The sequence below is a fragment of the Veillonella sp. genome, from assembly GCF_018364065.1.
Lineage (GTDB): Bacteria > Bacillota > Negativicutes > Veillonellales > Veillonellaceae > Veillonella_A.
The window spans coordinates 277,938-296,537 of record NZ_JAGZMO010000002.1 but is presented as its reverse complement, the minus strand read 5'-3'; the positions used below and the strand labels follow the sequence as shown (position 1 = coordinate 296,537).

Below are 18,600 nucleotides of genomic sequence, written 5' to 3'. Positions count from 1 at the left end.
AGAGAGAGAGACACGGTTTGGAGAGACGGTGAAACTTAAGAGGGATTTGAGAGAGAAGAGAGCGGCGCAGTTTAGAGAGAGGCTGCGCACCTCGAAATGGTTTGAGAGAGACGAGCAAGCTGTAGTTTGGAGAGGCTGCAGGCTTGTAACTGATTTGAGAAAAAGGGGCGATTTATATGAGAGAGAATACGAATAGAGTGACAGATGCGAACCGAGTCTACTTCTTTGACACTACATTACGTGACGGCGAGCAAAGTCCGGGCGTAAGTTTACAAACACCGGAAAAGGTGGAGATTGCACAGAATTTGGTTCGCCTAGGTGTCGATGTAATTGAAGCCGGTTTTCCGGCCGCCTCGCCGGGGGATTTTGAAGCGGTAAATACGATCGCTAAAGAAGTGAAAGGCGCTACGATTTGTGCCTTGGCCCGCGCCAATAAGGGCGATATTGAAAAGGCCGCACAAGCTTTGGAACCGGCGAATGACAATCGCCTTCATATGTTTATCGCCACTAGTGATATTCACTTGGAGTACAAGTTGAAGAAGACGCGCGAAGAAGTAATTCAGATTATTAAAGACTGTTTTGCTTTTGCAGCCGGCAAATTTCATGAAATCGAGTTTTCCGCCGAAGATGCGTCTCGTACAGATTTAGATTATCTTTGCGAAGTATTCTCCGTAGCCATCGAAGGAGGCGCCACGATTTTAAATGTGCCTGACACGGTTGGCTATATGACGCCTGATGAATTCGGTACGAAAATCCGTTACATCAAGGAGCATGTGCGTGGTATCGAGAAGGCGGTGATCAGTGTTCACTGTCATGATGATTTGGGCTTGGCCAATGCGAACACTTTGGCAGCGATTCAAAATGGTGCCCGCCAGGTAGAATGTACGGTGAACGGCTTGGGCGAACGGGCCGGTAATGTAGGTATTGAAGAAGTGGTGATGGCACTTCACACACGGCGTGATGTTTACGGATTGACCACCGGTATTGATACAAAGCAGTTTACCCGAGTGAGCAAATTAATCAGTCGTCTTACAGGTATGGCGGTGCCTCCGAACAAGGCGATTGTAGGTGCCAATGCATTTGCCCATGAATCGGGTATTCATCAGCACGGCATGTTAAACAATCCTACCACCTATGAAATTATGACACCTGAAAGTGTGGGTGCTGAAAAAACCAACATCGTGTTGGGGAAACATTCAGGCCGTCATGCATTTGAGAGTCATTTAGAAACTATGGGTTTTACCTTTAACGAAGCAAAGATAAATGATCTATTCGCTAAGTTCAAAGCGCTGGCTGATCGAAAGAAAGAAATTTTCGACGAAGATATTTTGGCCTTAGTGATTGATACGATTGACCATAAAAAAGCAGTGGAATTGGTTCATCATCATTACCACTCCAATGAACGCGGTTATGCCTATGCCGATGTTCGTTTAGCAACACCGCAGGGCGTTCGTGAAGATGCGGCCGTCGGCGATGGTGCGGTTGATGCATCCTTGAAAGCCTGTGAACGTGTTATCGGTTTACCGATTACGCTTAAAGATTATGAAGTTCGAGCTGTTACGGAAGGGCAAGATGCGTTGGGCGCTGTTCGTGTGACCATTGAATATAAAGGTAAGAAATACAATGGTCGCGGCGTAAGTACTGACGTTATTTTATCCAGTGTCATGGCGTATATTAACGCAGTAAACTACATTTACCTGAAAGAAGAATTGGATATGGAACGAATCGAAGGGTAAGTTGAGTTACAGCAAAAGAGATACATTAGAGAGATGATTTCCGAGGGGGATTTTATATGGGAATGACAATTACGGAGAAGAATATGGCCCGCCACGCCGGGGTTTCGGAAGTGAAGGCCGGGCAAATTATAGAATGTCAGTTAGACGCGATTTTGATGAATGATATTACATTCCCGCCGGCTCTCAAGGAGTTTAGAAAAATCGGGAAGCCTGTGTTTGACCGGGATCGCATTTACTTAGTGCCGGATCATTTCACACCGAACAAAGATATTAAATCGGCGGAGCAGGCGAAGGTAATGCGCGACTTTGTTAGACAGGAAGGCATTACTCATTATTTTGAAGTGGGCCGTATGGGTATTGAGCATGTACTGCTTCCTGAACAAGGCTTGGTTGCACCGGGAGATATGATTATCGGTGCCGACTCCCACACTTGTACATATGGTGCGGTAGGGGCTTTCGCTACCGGCGTCGGTTCCACAGATGCAGGCGTAGCTATGGCCGTGGGTAAAACCTGGTTCAAAGTGCCGGAAACAATCAAGGTAATATTGACCGGTAAGCCGAATCGATGGGTAACCGGCAAGGACGTTGTGTTGGAATTGATCGGCCGCATCGGTGTTGATGGAGCGCGTTACAAAGCCTTGGAATTCGCCGGTGACGGCGTGGCTCACATGACGATGGCGGATCGTTTGACTATTTGTAATATGGCCATCGAAGCAGGCGGCAAATGCGGTGTATTCCCTTATGATGAAGTTACCGAAGCATATGTAAAAGGTCGTGTAAAACGTGAATTTTCACCGATTGCAGCGGATGATGATGCGGTGTACAGCGAAACGATTATCATTGATTTAAGCACATTACAGCCGGTGGTGGCATTTCCACATTTACCGTCCAACACGCATTATGTAGGGGATATTGCAAAAGATATTACTATCGACCAGGTTATCATCGGTTCCTGTACAAATGGGCGCTATGAAGACTTGGCGGCAGCGGCGGAAATTTTTAAAGGCCGAAAAGTGGCCGACTTTGTACGTTGCATCGTAATTCCGGGGAGCCAAACAGTGTATGATGAAGCTGTTAAAAATGGCTTGGTAGATATCTTTATTGCTGCAGGTTGTGCCGTAAGCACACCTACATGCGGACCTTGCTTGGGCGGTTACATGGGAATTATGGCGGCCGGCGAGCGCACAGTTTCCACTACGAATCGTAACTTCCGCGGACGTATGGGTCACGTAGACAGCGAAGTGTACTTGGCCAGTCCTTATGTGGCGGCGGCCAGTGCCGTAACAGGACGTATTGCGGGACCTGATGAAATTGAGTAGGTCAATTTAAAGAGTAAAAAGAGTAATAAGAGTAATAAGAGTTTAATTGAAAGATTAAATGCGTACATTATTTGGAGAGAAATTTGAGAGAATAGACCGTTTGAGAGGGAGAAACCTATGGATTTTCAAGGAAAGATTTGGCGCTACGGCGATAATGTAGATACAGATGTAATAATACCGGCCCGCTACTTGGCCATTGCAGACATGAACGAACTGGCTACTCATGCCATGGAAGATATCGATCCTACTTTTGCAGGAAAGGTACAGGCCGGAGATATTATGGTGGCAGGAAAAAACTTCGGTTGCGGCTCCTCTCGTGAGCATGCGCCGGCGGTGATTAAGGCCAATGGCGTGCCATGTATCATTGCACATAGCTTTGCCCGTATTTTCTTTAGAAATGCTATTAACATCGGCTTGCCGGTCATAGAAATTGGCGATGCCGTAGATCGCATAAAACCCGATCATGAGATTGGTGTTGAGTTGGGCGTCGGCCGGGTACATAACTTGACAACCGGTGAAGTTTATGAAGGCACGGCGTTGCCACCATTTATTCAAAGTATTGCGAAGGCCGGGGGGCTCGTGAACTTTGCAAAAGAACGAGAGTAACTTATAACAGATCTGTAAGGTTGAACATTGAGGAGAGAGAACATTGAGTATATATAAGACGGTGGTGGCCATCGACGGAGACGGTATTGGCAGCGAGATTGTCAGTGCGGCGCGACAGGTGATGGACAAGGCCTTAGAGAAAGAAGATATAAAGATCAACTGGGTGGAAAAGAAAGCCGGTGGGGCCGCTATTGATGAATTTGGCGAGCCGTTACCGGCAGATACGATTGAAGCTTGTAAAGAAGCGGATGCCGTACTACTTGGTGCTGTAGGCGGCCCTAAATGGGATAACGTGGCACCGCATTTAAGACCGGAGCAGGCGATTCTTGGTCTTCGAAAAGCGTTGGGCCTGTTCTGTAATTTACGGCCTGTAAAAATATTCCCTGCTTTGCGAGAATACTCGCCGTTGAAGCCGGAACTGGTTGAACATGTAGACTTCGTAATTGTTCGTGAATTAACCGGCGGCATTTATTTCGGCGAGCGTGAGGAAGCGTCCGGCGAAGGCAAAGATGAAATGGCCTGGGATAAGGAAACGTATCATCGCTACGAAGTGGAACGCATTATGGATGTAGCTGTTAAGACAGCGCAGAAACGCCGCGGCAAGGTGACCAGCGTTGACAAGGCGAATGTATTGGCTTCATCCCGTTTGTGGCGCCGCATTGCACAGGAAACGGCGGCTAACAATCCGGATATCCAAATGGATTATTTATATGTAGATAATACGGCTATGCAGTTGGTGACGAATCCCGGTCAGTTTGACGTAATCGTAACCACCAACTTATTCGGTGATATTTTAAGCGACGAAGGAGCAGTTGTGTCAGGTTCCTTAGGTGTACTGCCGTCAGCTTCTATGGGTGAAGGCACGGCACTTTACGAACCGATTCACGGCTCGGCGCCTGACATTGCTGGTCGCGGCATAGCCAATCCGTTGGGGACAATCTTGTCGGCGGCACTTTTGTGCCGTTACTCATTAGATGCACCGAAAGCGGCGGATGCGATTGAACAGGCTGTGGAAAAAGCCTTGGCCGAAGGCTATCGCACCGGCGATATTTATAAAGAGGGGATGATAAAAGTTAACACCGCAGGCATGACCAACGTTGTGTTGAGCTACGTGTAAGAGGATTTTATTTTTATTTTTGTTTTTTATTTTTGTTTTTTATTTTAGTTCAATTTTATTTTGTTATCTGATTTTGAAAATCTAATTCATAAGTTATAATTTACTATTCACAAGTTAAAATTCATAAGTCATAATAAGTCAAAGGTTATAATTTATAAAACATAAGTCATAAGTCAAAAAATAATTCAAAAAATAATTCAAAAAATAATTCAAAAATCGTAACATAATACAAGGGGAAATCCCGGGTGCTGTGAATTCAGAAGCATGGCGTCCGGGATTTCTTTTTTTATATGAACAAATCGTGACCGGGGGAATTCAAAAGTGAGTAAAATGTACGTAAAAGTTAAGTAAATATGCACATGATTTTGCGTTGGAAATTAACGGATAAGCAGGGATTCAGGCCTTGCAAATAGAAGATTATATAGATAAGAACATTGCAGATATTTGTCATAATAATATGCGCTTTAATCATATAAGGGATAGAGATTTTTATCGTCTTTTTCGGTATAATAAAAAGTATAAAATGAAGAACTTTTTCATGAAGAAAGAATATAGAAAAAAATCAATATCCAATGGAGTGAATAGGATATATAAAATGTAAAAATACGATATACATACAAGGAGCGGTATAGTAATTGGTGCTGCTATGAACTTGTATGTATTGCTATAAGATAGGAATAGGGGGGAGTCTTATGAAATGTCATAACTGCGGCAGTAAGGATGAAAATGAACGGTTTTGCACACAATGTGGTCAGGTGCTCCGTGAAGAATCTGATATACCGGTATCATTAAACGCACAGGATCCGGATGCTGCATGGAGTATAAATAACTCAGCCAATCAACAGAGACTCTCTGAAACGGAGGACCCGTTACATTTAGTAAGTCAAGGTAATGCAGGAAATTCCGCTAACTCAGTTAATTCAGGAAATCCATCGAATCCGGTAGATTCGGTGAACTTGCAAGACCAATCCGGTTTCGATACAAACAATCTGCCACCGGATTATGTATATAATCGTAACGATAAGGTGTGGATTGTTATTTTATCTATTTTTGTAGTTGCCGTTATGGTTTTAGCCGTTGCAGGCGAACTTTTAGATATATAAGGGGGGACGACCTATGTTTTGTATACATTGTGGGCAGAAAATGCCTGACTATGGGCAGTTTTGTCCGCGTTGCGGTCGCCCTGCCATAAAGCCGGATGAAGAGAATAGGTCTACTGAAACGACAGAATTAACAAATACTGATCAGCAGACTATCAGTAATCAAGCACATGAATCGGGGACACAGGCTCAGCAGGCTTCAGAACAAGTTAACAATCAGGCGGGGGCATATAATCAGCCACGGTCATATAATCAACCAAATGCGTATGGCAATGGAGCATCGTATCATCAAGGACAGGGAGCGTATGGACCGCAGTCAACACAGCAGGTATATCCTCAACAGGGCTATCCTCAGCAAGGATATAATCAACAGGGGTATCCGCAACGTCCAAACGCTCAAACGCCATACTCTCAGTATCCAAATCCGCAACAGTCATATCCTCAGTACCCAAATCAGCAACAGCCATACGCTCAACCCACAAATTTTCAACAGGCATATTCTCAATACACGAATCCTCAACCGCCATACCCACAGCAACAGCCGCCCGTATTTGAATGGCAAATGGGGCCATGGGTCGGATCTAAGGATATCTGGTCTGTGTTTAAAGACTGCATGACAGTACAGTACAAAGACTTTTCAGGGAGAGCCACACGGGCGGAATTTTTCCGATTTATTCTTGTCATAGCCTCTGTGGAAATGGTGATTATGCTCTTGGTTGTATTTTTAGAGTGGACCGCTTTGGAAAATATTGCCTATTATGTGCCGTTCTTTGTGTTCTTGGTACCTACATATGCTGTTACTGTACGTCGTTTACACGACTCAGGCTTAAGTGCCTGGTGGGTGCTTCTAGATGTTCCTACCGAGATTTTTAATCTTCTGTTAGGACTTGAAGAGCCTGGCCGAATATTGGAACCATTTGTAGATATAGCATCGTTCATGTCCGTAGTTCTTTTTATACTGTGCATGCGCAGAAGCCAAATTTTTACAAATAAGTACGGTCCGTTGCCGGATTTTACAAAATATGTGAAACCGTGAGGTCTAAGGAATTAAATTGTTCGCAAAATAAATAATCAAGATAAAATCAACTGACAAAAGGGAGGTTATGCAGGATAAATAATACATGGATTACGGTTTTAGTATTTTGAGAGGAGTTTTTGTATGAAGTGTGAAAAATGTGGCCATGAGCAGCCACAGGGAAAATTTTGTAAAAAATGTGGCGGTAAACTGGTAGAATCCGTTGCACCGGTTGCAGATCTGCAATCAACTGCTACAACAGCTGTGCCATCTTCGGCTGCTGCAGCATCTAACGCCACTCCGGTGCCACCTGTAGCACCTGCCCCACAACAAGCGATGGGTACTCAGGGCAAGATTTATCAGCGTCGTGACGGCTGGCAGATTTTTTTAGGCATCGTTTTAATCATTATTTTAAGTGGTACATCTTGGTTCCTCACATTCCGCAACATGATGGAAATGGGATCCACTCATGGCATGATGTCGGAATATGGACTTGATTTAGATGAATCGAAATCCAAAGATAAGAAAGATGTGGTAAAAGAAGAACCTAAAGAGCAAACTAAGACACAGGCTCAGACAACACAGGCTCCGGATCCACGCAAAGTTGATGCGGAAAATGCACAAAAGGCGTTCAATCAATATCATCAATACATTACAGCTCGCAATTATAATGCTGCCTACGCCTTATTTACAGATAACTTGAAAAATCAGTCCGGAGAATTGAATGCTTGGGCTCAAGGCTTTGCCACTACTAAAGAAAGCGCCGTTGCCAATATGACAGTTGTTTCTCAAACAGACAATCAAGTCGTACTTAACTATCGTTTGGACGCTACCGATTTTGAAGGCAGCGGTACAGTAAAACGCAGTTTCCGCGGTACAGCGACTATGGTTAAGGTTAATAACCAGTGGTTTATTGATTCCATGCAGGCCAGCCAGATGTAAGGGCAAGTTTGTGTGAGTTTTGGAAATGCCGTTAGTAGGAGGCAATGATAGTTTCATGATACAGAAAAAATGGTGGCGCCGTGTGATTCCTATGGTATTAGGGATTTCTTTGGTAGCCGCGTTAGCAGGTTGCGGACAGAGTGCATCTGACGCACCGAAGGAAGAAATTTGGCAGAAAAAAGATATAACTGCTGAAGAAAAAGTGGATGCTCTAATGAACTCTATGAGTGATGCGGATAAGGTGGGGCAGCTGATTCTATTCGGCATGAATGGCACAAAGGTAAACGACAATGTGGCCTACATGTTGAGCGAATATAAAATGGGCGGCATTATCTTGTTTGACCGCAACATGGAAAACAAGGAGCAGGTCAGCACACTGATAAAAGACTTGCAGAGCACGGCTCGTAAGAGCGAAAAAGTACCTCTCTTTGTGGCAGTGGACCAGGAAGGCGGTCTCGTTGAACGCATGAGCGATCACCTGATTAATGTACCGTCTGCTGAAAAATTGGGCCAAGGCGATGTAAACGAAGCCGCTAAATTGGCATTGGCCAGTGGCAAGGAATTGAAAGAGCTTGGTTTTAACGTGAACTTTGCACCGGTAGCGGATATCGGCTTGGGCGATCATCGTTCCTATGGCATAACAGCTGCTGAAGTAACGCCGTTTGTGAAAGCCGTAGGTCAGTCCTATCACGATGCAGGTTTAATTTATTCGTTGAAACACTTCCCGGGCATCGGCCGTACAGTGACCGATTTGCATAAAGAAGGCAATATGATTACTGCCAGTCGTGAAGAGCTTGATGCAACGGACTTGAAGCCATATGAAGAGTTGATTCCGACCGTGGATAACAATGATTACATGGTCATGGTATCTCATGCTACTTATAGCGGTTTAGATCCTGACATGCCGGCCAGCTTGTCGAAGGTCATCATGCAAGACTTGCTTCGCAAACAGTTGGGCTACAAAGGCGTAATTATTACGGACGATATGGAAATGGGCGCTGTAGCTAATCATTACAGTTTTGGCGAAATGAGCGTTAAGAGTATTCAGGCAGGCGCAGACATTGTGCTCATCGGTCAGGAATATGACCATGCCATCGAAGGGTACAACGCGATTTTAAAAGCTGTTCGCAGTGGTGAAATTTCCAAAGAGCGTCTTGACGATGCAGTACGCCACGTGCTCACGATGAAACTTAAGAATAATCTAACCTGGTAATAGAGGAGTGATATACATGTTTTGTAAAAAATGTGGGGAACAATTAAAAGAGGGCGCTAAGTTCTGTGCTGTTTGCGGCACTCCGGTGCAACAGACTAACGGTGCAAACTTTGCGCAACAAAACGGCAGTGTCAATACTGGGACACCTTCACAGGCCGCTTATGCCGCACAGCCGGCACAACAGGTAACACCCAATCAGCCTGTACAACAGGCACAACCGGTACAACAGCAACCTGTACAGCGCGTGCAGCAACAACCGGTTCAGCAGCCACAGCGGGTGCAACAACCTGTGGATCAGGGTACACAAGCACAGGGTGCTGCAGTGCAGCAACCGCATTATGTGACGTATCCGCCAAACTGGGTAGGCTCATTGGCAATGCTCCCTAATTTTAAAATGTGCATGACTAAGAAATATGCGAAATTCAGTGGCCGAGCTACACGGGCGGAATATTTCCGTTATGTGATTGCATCCAGTGTTATCGGTTTGCTTATTAACAATATTATTAGTTTAGTAACGTCTGACTTCGTGGTTAGTTATATTGGTATGATGGTAGTGAGCTTGATTTTCTTATTGCCGGGACTTGGTGTTACCGTTCGCCGTCTTCATGACAGCGGCCGATCCGGTTTCTGGGTATTGGGAATGTTTATACCTCTTTTAAATATTGTGGTATTTATATTTACCTTATTATCAAGCGTACCGGGACCAAATCAATATGGGCCATTACCTGATTATACATATTACGAAGGATAATATAATTTACAGCCGGTAAAGAGATAACGGCACTATTAGAATTCTACGTCGAGGCCATGCACTATGGCCTCTTCGTAACAGATATGTGAAAGGAGTGACGCGATGTTTTGTCCGTCATGTGGAAATGAAGTTAGAGAGGGTGCAGCGTTTTGTCCTTCCTGTGGTGCTAATTTGACGGCGCAATCTGAGCAGTCAGGCGCTAATCAAGCTGTTAACCCAAACTATAATCAACCTATGTATCAGCCTGAACAGTATGGAGCACCTCAGGATGCGGGTTTCCAACCGCCGGCACCTATGGGGGTTCAACCGCAAGGGGCGCAAATCATACGCTACCCATATGCACCGGAAGGATATCCGGTTGATGTTAATGGGCGATATATCCAACCACCGGGATTTGAATATAACAATTATCCGCCGGGATGGGTAAGTGCCCCGGAAATGGTGGAAAACTTTAAGTGGTGCTTCTTAGATAATTTTGCAAACTTTGAAGGCCGTGCGAGTCGTAAAGAGTATTGGTATTTTGCGTTGGCTACGTTTGTAATTACCTTAGTAACAGGAATTTTAACGTTTGGCATAGCACTCTATATTGCGCCACTCGTATTCTTTATCCCGAATCTTGCCCTTACTGCGCGCCGACTTCATGATACCGGTCGCAGCGCATTGTGGTTATTGGCAGGGTTAACAGGGATTGGCAGTATTGTTTTACTTGTCTTTATGTGTATGGAAAGCGATCCGGGCCAAAATGAGTTCGGTCCGTTGCCGGACTTCCGATATTATGTACCTCGCGCACAGCGGCGTATATAATTAGGCAAACTAAATCGCACGGCGGTAAGCTTGCCAATGGGAAGCAATATACCGGACACAATGTACCGGGAGCCATATAAAGGCATTATGCAGGGAAATAGTTGGAGGAATCGTATGTTTTGTGCAAAATGTGGAACTGAAGTAAGAGACGGCGCTGTTTTTTGCCCGGGTTGCGGTAATCGACTCGATCAGGAGGGCGCTTTGACTCGTGGGGGTTCTCAAGTTCAGTCCAATGAATATAATCAACAGCAGCCAAATGGCTATCAGCAGAATAATAACTACCCACAGAATAATAGCTATTCACAAAATAATAGCTATCCACAGAATGCTAATTTTCAACAACAGGGGGTGCAACCATATGAGCAGCAACCTTATGGACAACAGCCCTATGGACAGCCGGGTATAGGCTATAATACCTCTGATCCTAATTGGGTGAGTGCCCCTCCATTTATTGAAAATGTTAAGATGATATTTACGAAAAAATATGTGGACTTTAATGGCCGTGCCACCCGTAAAGAGTATTGGACATACGTACTGGCATATGTAGTGATGGCCTTTTTAATCGGCTTTATTGGAGGCGTATTGTTTGGCGATGACGGAGATATTTTAATCGACATCTTTTTAATTGCTTCGTTCTTGCCAAACTTGGCCTTAACCGCTCGCCGTTTGCATGATAGCGGACGCTCCGGCCTCTGGGTTATCGGGACGTTCATTCCGGTTTTAAATATTGTGGTATTCATATTTACATTGTTGGGAAGTAATCCCGGTCCAAATCAGTACGGACCGTTGCCGGTATTTGATGCGGCTCGAAACATTCACATATATAAATAAGAATCGGACTATTAAATGGGGTTATGTGTTTTAACATAGAGTATAGTCAAGATTCGAGACCTTATAAAATGAAGTAAATTCGTAAAGGTGGGGGGAAGTTATGTTTTGTCCTCAATGTGGAAAAGATGTAATAGACGGAGCGGTCTTTTGCCCTAAGTGCGGTTATCGACTGGATCAACTGGACGCTTACGAAGAAGCGAAGGCGCAAGATTCAATGGCTGATCAGGACAATCAGGGAGCGGCCAATGGATACCAAGAACAACCGGTTGATGACTATTCGTTTCAACAGTCGCCAACCGGCTATTCGGAGCAACAACCGACTAACGGCTATCCGTCGCAGCAGCCGACAGATGGTTACCTGCCGCAGCAACCAATGCCCGGCTATGGACAGCCCAATGATTATCAGCAACAGGGGACGGATTCGTATGGAATGCCCTATGGGCAACAGGGCGCGGGTTATAATACATCGGACCCTAACTGGGTAAGTGCACCGCCATTTGTAGATAATTTCATACGAATGTACACTCAGAAATATGTGGAATTCAATGGCCGTGCTACGCGTAAGGAATACTGGACGTATGCCATAGCATACTTTATCCTCATGATATTCTTTGCCTTCCTCAGTGAGTTCTTGTTTGATGATGCGGAAATATTGGTAAATGTGTTTGCAGTGGCTTCCTTCTTGCCAAACATGGGGTTGACGGCTCGTCGCCTGCATGACAGCGGCCGCCCCGGACTTTGGGCTGTGGGAGTTTACATTCCATTTGTAAATATTGCCGTATTCATATTTATGTTCCTCGAAAGTAATCCGGGGCCTAACCAATATGGTCCGCTACCAGTATTTGACGCTGCTACTAATACGCATATATATCGCTAATTTTGGTATATACTATGCGTATAAAAAGCGTGTAACTGTTTGGAAAATATATTATAATTAAATTATCAGCAATCATTTTATTTAAAGTAGTAAAGAATGTAGGAGGAGAGTTATGTTTTGTCCGCAATGTGGTAAAGAAGTAAAAGAAGGCGCAGCGTTTTGTTCAAATTGTGGTAATAAGATGGAACAGGGAGGGGCCGCTGCCAATACTGCACCGCAGGCTCCGGCACCAAATTATCAACAGCCACAACAACCGGTAGCGCAAGATTTCAATCAGGCGCCTGTACAAGGTGGTTATAACCAACCACAGGCCGGTGCGTATAACGGCTATCAGCAGAATGGATATGTACCGGAAGGTAATCCATTTGATCCGAACTGGATTGGGGAGCCGCCATTTATGGATTCCATTAAAATGTGTATGACTCAGAAATATGTAGAGTTTAAAGGCCGTGCCACAGCTAAGGAATACTGGTATTTTGTAGCACTGAACTTTGTGGCTGTGTTCCTTTCCTATTTTATTGGTGAAATCATTGGTGATGAAATTGGTGCCAGCGTTTTAAGCTGGATTGTAATTTTAGGTCTTGCATTGCCGGGGTTAGGCGTATCCGTGCGTCGACTTCATGATGCGGGACATTCCGGTTGGTGGGTATTAATTGCGGGCAATATGATCGGTATGATTGTTCTTGGCGTTTTAAAAACTCAGCCTGGTCCAAACCAATATGGTCCTGTGCCTGTATATGATCCAAATACAAAACAACATTTCTTTAAATTTTAAGATTTGGACGTAAAACGTACAGACTCATTAGCGTGATTATATTGACGGCCACTGTCTTTCGGGATGGTGGCCGTTATTTTATTTATATTTTACAAACTGCGTATTGACTTCTACTTTTTATTGTGTGTATAATTGAACAAAACATAAAGTTATCGTCAGCGAACAGGAAGAGTACTTACAAGGAGTTCAGCTACAGCGAGTTGGGAATGGTGTGAGCCCGACGCCGGAAACTGTAAGGAATGGCCCTGGGAGATGTGGCCCGAACAGAGAGTAGGAACCACCGGTCGTCTCTGACCGTTATCAAAAGAGCGCGTATCGCCTTCGATAGGAGTACAGGATAGATTGCCGATTTGGCAGGTCTGACTTGGAACTTTTGAGCAAGGGCCGTACGTAGTGAGCCGGGTCTTTTTAAAAGGCCAATTGGGGTGGCACCGCGGAGTAACCTTCGTCCCTAGTACAGTGAAATTGTATTAGAGATTGAAAGGTTTTTTTTATACCCTTTTTTAGGAAGAAGGAGAGATTATGGAACGAGTTACGGATGTTTCGAAATTAGTTTATACCCATATGCAGGGCGGCCAATTCCGCTGGGTAACAGTAAGTACCCTCATGTTGGCACTGGGCACGATTTTACACTTGGTAAGCCCTAGTGTAGCGGGGATTACGCCAAACTGGATGATTGCTACCTACTGCGTAGCCATTCACCTGACTCGTCCAAGTTATAAACAGGCTCTTGGTATCGGCTTGGTAGCAGCACTTATCAATGTAATGACGTCCAAGTCCGCATTCCCTTATGCGAACCTGTTGAGTGAACCGGCCGGTGCATTAACTTGTGCCTTCGTAGTACATATGTTAAGCCGCATTAAAGTGGGAAAATTCATCATTCCTCCGGTAGTATCCGGTTTCTTGAGTACCCTCGTTTCCGGCGGCATTTTCATCACCATCTTGTTTGAACTGTTAGCCTTGCCAATCGATGTGTACATGAAAGGGATGTGGCCGTTAGTGCTCGTTGTGGCACTTTGTAACGCAGTGGTAACACCGCTCCTCTACATTCCGGCACAGCGTTTGTTTGCAAGACGCGGTTACTTGCCAAGTGCAGACGAAGTCATTACCAGCGATCACAGCCAGTACGAATTGGTTCCTGCTGTGAATGGCAAAATCAGCATTGAACATTTTACCTATCATTATGGTCGTCAGGAAAAAGCGGCTATCAAGGATGTAAACTTAGTTGTAAATGACGGCGACTTCCTCGTTATTACCGGCCCTGCCGGCTGTGGTAAATCCACTCTCTGCATGGCTATGATCGGTGCGGTACCTAAATTCTACGGCGGCCGCATGGAAGGTATGGTTTTCGTAAATGGCAAAGCCACTACACAGCTTGAGATTGCTGAATTGGCTACGGAAATCGGCGTTGTGTTGGCAGACTATGATACACAGCTCGTAACAATGACCGTAGGCGAAGAAGTGGCGTTCGCTATGGAAAATCGCGGTTATACACCGGAAGAAATTAAAGAGCGCAGCGCCGCTGTATTTAAACAGGTTGGCTTGGAAGGCATGGAAAACCGTAAGATTACAAGCTTGTCAGGCGGACAACGTCAACGTTTGGCTATCGCCTCCGTATTGGCTACGAACCCTTCCATCTTAGTGTTGGACGAACCTACCAGCTCCCTTGATCCGGAAGGTACAGACGAACTGTATCGTTTAGTTGGCCGTTTGAATAAAGAATACGGTATCACCGTAGTTGTTATCGATCACGATTTACACGCTGTATTGCCATATGCAAACCGCATGGCGCTCATGGTGGACGGTGAAATTCGCTGCGATGATACACCGGAAACGACACTTCGTTACATGTATGATAACAATATTTACGTAGATGCGTTGCCATCGATTTTCGTAACTTATATGCGCCTCGAAAAAGGGGGCTACCGATTTGCACAGCCATGGTTGAGTGTAAACGCGGCAAAAGACGGCTTGTTAGATTCGGTTAAGAGCATGTGAACGCTCGGGAGGAATAAATGTTAGAAGTTAGAGGCTTACGATTCGGCTATGTGGCCGGTCGCGATATAATTGACGATGTAGACTTTAACATCGGTAAGGGCGAGTTCATCGCTTTGGGCGGTCGTAACGGCTCCGGTAAAACGACGGTAACACGTTTGTTGATGGGCTTGGAAAAACCGCGTGGCGGCACTATCGTGTATGACGGCCGCGACATTACTAAATTGGAACCGGCAGAACGAGGCCGTTTCATCGGCTATGTATTTCAACAGCCGGACCGCCAAATGTTCCGCCCTACTGTAGGCGAAGAAGTGGCGTTCGGTCCTGAACAGCTGGGGTATACGAAAGCGGAAGTAGCGGACATTACGGCTAAGGCTTTGGAGTCGACAGGTATCAGTCATTTGAAAGATGCTTATCCGCCAACTCTACGCCGTGGTGAAAAGCAGCGCGTAGCCATCGCCTCCGCGTTGGCAATGAACTCCAAGATCCTTATTCTTGACGAACCGACCAGCGGTCAGGACGGTAAAGAAACAAGAGAACTGTTGGAACTTTTGGAAACCTTGCGAGCTACCGGTTTGACGATTATCTTGGTTACTCATGACATGGAAATTATGGCCGGTCATTGCACCCGCGCCATTATTATCGGATATGGTACCAAAGCATTTGACGGCACACCGGAAGAACTATTTACGAAACGAAACGATTTATTTGACTTAGGTTTAACTAAACCGCCTTGTGTGGAATTATCTGAAGCGGTACCGGGCATCGGCTACTGCAAATCTATGAAAGAATTTGAACGGCGTATGTTGGCATTAGGCCGGGCCGAGTAGGAGGTAAAGATGAAACAATTAGTACCATTTACTAAAATATTGATGACCATTGCCTTCTCCGTTTGGGCGATTTTGCTGACCACGTCCCTTGACCTGCTTATGCTGTTAGCGTTAGAACTCTTAATCTTATTGGCGACCGGCTTATTGGTAAAACAGTATAAAGCAGTTGTGACTTTAACTATCTTTGCAGTATTCCTTGCCTTGGTTCAATACTTGGGCGGCGGCACTTTGGAATCTGCGTATGTAACAGGCCTTCGCATGCTTTGCATGACCATGGTATTCATCATGCTCTTGGCTACTACAAAATTGCAGGACTTAACGGCAGCTCTTGTAACACAGTGTAAAATTCCTTACGAATACGCATTTATGTTTACAGCGGCTCTTCGCTTCGTACCGGACTTCATCGCGGAAAGCAAAGCCGTACAGGAAGCACAGGCATGCCGTGGCTTAGCCTTGAACAGCAACTTCTTCAAACGCTGCAAATCCTATGGCTCAATCGTACAGCCTTTATTGTTAAAATCCCTTGGCCGTTCGGAAACCATGGCCTTGTCTTTGGAACTTCGCGGCTTCGGCAATGAAGATCACAGCTTCGTAGCTAAAGTTGGTATGAAAGGCTTGGATTATGTAGTAGTCCTCATCTTAGTGGCCATCACCGTGGCACTCATTATGTACGGACGCGGCATGATGTAATAAATGTTGTTGAATTACAATAACATTAAATCAAATGCAGTTCATCATGAACAGGCAAGTTAACTAATTATTAGCTAGTTTACTTTGTAGTTAGTAAAATCAATAATTAGCAAAATTAGTAATTCGTAGCTGGTAGTTAGTAGAGCTACCGGTTAGTAAAACGACCTCTCTTGTAAGACATCGCAACTTACAGAGTGGTCGTTTTTCTTTGCCTCTATCTGATGACACTGTGGTATTATATAAATGTATAGACATGTCTACACATTTATATACATTGCTAGACATTGCAACACATGTCTACACATTTGTATATATTGCTGGACATTGCAACGCATGCATCACAATATATTCAACGTAGATTGTATCTATATGTTGAAACTGAATTATATGTACACAGTTAAACGAAATTATATATAAAGGAGTAAATCATGAAAGCAGTTGTATTATCCAGTGGCGGTGTTGACTCCACCACTTGTCTGGCTTTAGCCATTGATAAATTAGGGAAGGAAAATGTGGTGGCCGTGTCGATTTTCTACGGTCAGAAGCATGATAAGGAATTAGCATGTGCCCGTAACATTGCGGCATACTACGAAGTGCCTCATTACGAATTGAACTTGGCTAATATTTTAAAATACTCAAATTCATCATTGATGGAAGGTTCTACAGAGAAAATTGTTCATAAAAGCTACGCGGAACAGATTGATGAGCAACCGGGGCAAATTGTAAGCACTTATGTGCCATTTAGAAACGGCCTCATGATGTCCTCTGTGGCCGCCTTGGGAATGAGCCTGTTCCCTGATGAAGAGGTGGAAATTTATTTGGGCGCTCATGCGGATGATGCGGCAGGTAATGCCTATGCCGATTGCAGTGAAGCGTTCATTGAAGCGATGGGCAAAGCTATCTCTTTGGGTACTTACGAAAAAGTAAATGTGGTGGCTCCGTTTGCAGCGATGAACAAAGCGCAGCTTGTTGGCGTAGGTTTGAAATTGAACGTGCCTTATGAGTTAACTTGGAGTTGCTATGAAGGTGGTGATACACCTTGCGGCACCTGCGGTACGTGTATTGACAGAATCAAAGCCTTCGAATTGAACGGTACAGTGGATCCTTTGATGAAAAAATAGACTTGATGTTAAAGGTTTGTGCGTACTTATGAGGGAGTATGGAAAGTATAGGAAGTATAGGAAATATAGGTAGCATAGGGAGGTCAGGATGAACATTTTATTTATTGGCGACAGTTTAACGCGCGGTTATGATGTGCCATACGGATTGGGATGGGTAGAACTGACTGCTAAAGACTTGGAGGCACATAAGAAGCCGGGGACTACTTTGGCGGTTACCAATGCCGGCGTGGATGGAGCCAGTTTGCAGGCGATTTATAATAATCTGGAGCGCTGTTATAGCGGATCATTTGAGGGCACAATATATGGCCAAAGTCGCTCATGCGGTATTGGTGAACTTACGAAAGAGCTTTCGTTTGATATTGTCTTTATCATGGGTGGCACGAATGATATTTTACAGGGCCGTGATGCGGAGTATTGTTTAAAAACGTTATTGAAGAGCATCCAGTATATTCGCGCCCGCGGTGCACAGATTATTATGGGGATTCCCCCTCATATTGACTGGGATCCGGATGGCGATAATGCGATTATTCAGGCGTATCGTGACAAGCTGCTGGAATATTGCCGCGCTCATCACATGCTGTTTATAGACTTTTATAAGACATTGAGAGCGGCGGATGACCGAAAGGAAATCATTTATGACGGCGATGTGCACCCGAATGAATTGGGGTATCGCTATATGTATGAGATCGCTGCGGAGGTTATTAGGCCTTTAGTCTGAGACCGTGAGTATTAGACCATGGTAGTAGACCGTGAATATTAGACTTTTAGTTTGAGCCGGAGATGATTAGCTCTTTAATTGAATAATCTTCTTAAGCGAAACTATTAGACAGAGCGAAGCTTAATTGGGGCGAATATTTTATATCATATTAATTTTTGAT

The 18,600-nt window shown here is 44.7% G+C and carries 18 protein-coding genes and 1 other annotated feature; all 18 genes read left to right on the top strand.

The genetic code is table 11. The features are described from left to right. Positions 1–176 precede the first annotated feature (176 nt). Complete coding sequence (locus KHZ77_RS03200) at positions 177–1,736, top strand: 2-isopropylmalate synthase (RefSeq protein ID WP_295195659.1); 1,560 nt, start codon at positions 177–179, stop codon at positions 1,734–1,736. Positions 1,737–1,792: 56 nt separating this feature from the next. After that, entirely contained in the window at positions 1,793–3,055 is a 1,263-nt protein-coding gene (leuC, locus tag KHZ77_RS03195) for a 3-isopropylmalate dehydratase large subunit (protein WP_295195657.1), read from the top strand. 117 nt (positions 3,056–3,172) lie between these two features. Then, positions 3,173–3,661, top strand: a complete 489-nt coding sequence (locus KHZ77_RS03190; protein WP_295195655.1) for a 3-isopropylmalate dehydratase small subunit — start codon at positions 3,173–3,175, stop codon at positions 3,659–3,661. Between the two features lie 49 nt (positions 3,662–3,710). Then, positions 3,711–4,778, top strand: a complete 1,068-nt coding sequence (leuB, locus tag KHZ77_RS03185) for a 3-isopropylmalate dehydrogenase (RefSeq protein WP_295195777.1) — start codon at positions 3,711–3,713, stop codon at positions 4,776–4,778. A gap of 692 nt (positions 4,779–5,470) precedes the next feature. Then, positions 5,471–5,881, top strand: a complete 411-nt coding sequence (locus KHZ77_RS03180) for a zinc ribbon domain-containing protein (protein WP_295195654.1) — start codon at positions 5,471–5,473, stop codon at positions 5,879–5,881. Positions 5,882–5,894: 13 nt separating this feature from the next. Further along, complete coding sequence (locus KHZ77_RS03175) at positions 5,895–6,914, top strand: DUF805 domain-containing protein (RefSeq protein ID WP_295195653.1); 1,020 nt, start codon at positions 5,895–5,897, stop codon at positions 6,912–6,914. A 123-nt stretch (positions 6,915–7,037) separates the two neighbouring features. Next, on the top strand, positions 7,038–7,835 hold the full coding sequence (locus KHZ77_RS03170) for a hypothetical protein (protein WP_295195651.1): 798 nt from the start codon (positions 7,038–7,040) through the stop codon (positions 7,833–7,835). Positions 7,836–7,890: 55 nt separating this feature from the next. Continuing rightward, entirely contained in the window at positions 7,891–9,048 is a 1,158-nt protein-coding gene (locus KHZ77_RS03165; protein ID WP_295195649.1) for a glycoside hydrolase family 3 N-terminal domain-containing protein, read from the top strand. Positions 9,049–9,064: 16 nt separating this feature from the next. Beyond that, complete coding sequence (locus tag KHZ77_RS03160) at positions 9,065–9,799, top strand: DUF805 domain-containing protein (RefSeq protein ID WP_295195647.1); 735 nt, start codon at positions 9,065–9,067, stop codon at positions 9,797–9,799. A gap of 102 nt (positions 9,800–9,901) precedes the next feature. Continuing rightward, positions 9,902–10,603, top strand: a complete 702-nt coding sequence (locus KHZ77_RS03155; protein ID WP_295195645.1) for a DUF805 domain-containing protein — start codon at positions 9,902–9,904, stop codon at positions 10,601–10,603. A gap of 114 nt (positions 10,604–10,717) precedes the next feature. Further along, a complete protein-coding gene (locus KHZ77_RS03150; protein WP_295195643.1) occupies positions 10,718–11,434 on the top strand; it encodes a DUF805 domain-containing protein in 717 nt (238 codons plus the stop codon). A 100-nt stretch (positions 11,435–11,534) separates the two neighbouring features. Then, positions 11,535–12,311 carry a DUF805 domain-containing protein gene (locus KHZ77_RS03145; RefSeq protein ID WP_295195641.1) on the top strand — a complete coding sequence of 259 codons (777 nt, stop codon included), beginning with the start codon at positions 11,535–11,537 and terminating at the stop codon, positions 12,309–12,311. Positions 12,312–12,423: 112 nt separating this feature from the next. Then, positions 12,424–13,086, top strand: coding sequence for a DUF805 domain-containing protein (locus KHZ77_RS03140; RefSeq protein WP_295195639.1), 663 nt, complete (start codon positions 12,424–12,426; stop codon positions 13,084–13,086). Between the two features lie 149 nt (positions 13,087–13,235). After that, positions 13,236–13,542, top strand: a binding site (T-box leader). 66 nt (positions 13,543–13,608) lie between these two features. Further along, positions 13,609–15,084: an ABC transporter ATP-binding protein gene (locus KHZ77_RS03135; protein WP_295195638.1), complete on the top strand. Its 1,476-nt coding sequence runs from the start codon at positions 13,609–13,611 to the stop codon at positions 15,082–15,084. Positions 15,085–15,101: 17 nt separating this feature from the next. After that, positions 15,102–15,911 (top strand): ABC transporter ATP-binding protein, encoded by an 810-nt coding sequence (locus KHZ77_RS03130; protein ID WP_295195636.1) that lies wholly within the window; start codon positions 15,102–15,104, stop codon positions 15,909–15,911. Between the two features lie 9 nt (positions 15,912–15,920). Beyond that, a complete protein-coding gene (locus KHZ77_RS03125) occupies positions 15,921–16,601 on the top strand; it encodes an energy-coupling factor transporter transmembrane protein EcfT (RefSeq protein ID WP_295195634.1) in 681 nt (226 codons plus the stop codon). A gap of 428 nt (positions 16,602–17,029) precedes the next feature. Next, entirely contained in the window at positions 17,030–17,722 is a 693-nt protein-coding gene (gene queC / locus KHZ77_RS03120) for a 7-cyano-7-deazaguanine synthase QueC (RefSeq protein WP_295195632.1), read from the top strand. A gap of 88 nt (positions 17,723–17,810) precedes the next feature. Next, the gene (locus KHZ77_RS03115; protein ID WP_295195630.1) at positions 17,811–18,440 is read left to right on the top strand and encodes an SGNH/GDSL hydrolase family protein; all 630 of its coding nucleotides are present in this window, start codon (positions 17,811–17,813) and stop codon (positions 18,438–18,440) included. Positions 18,441–18,600: the final 160 nt, after the last annotated feature.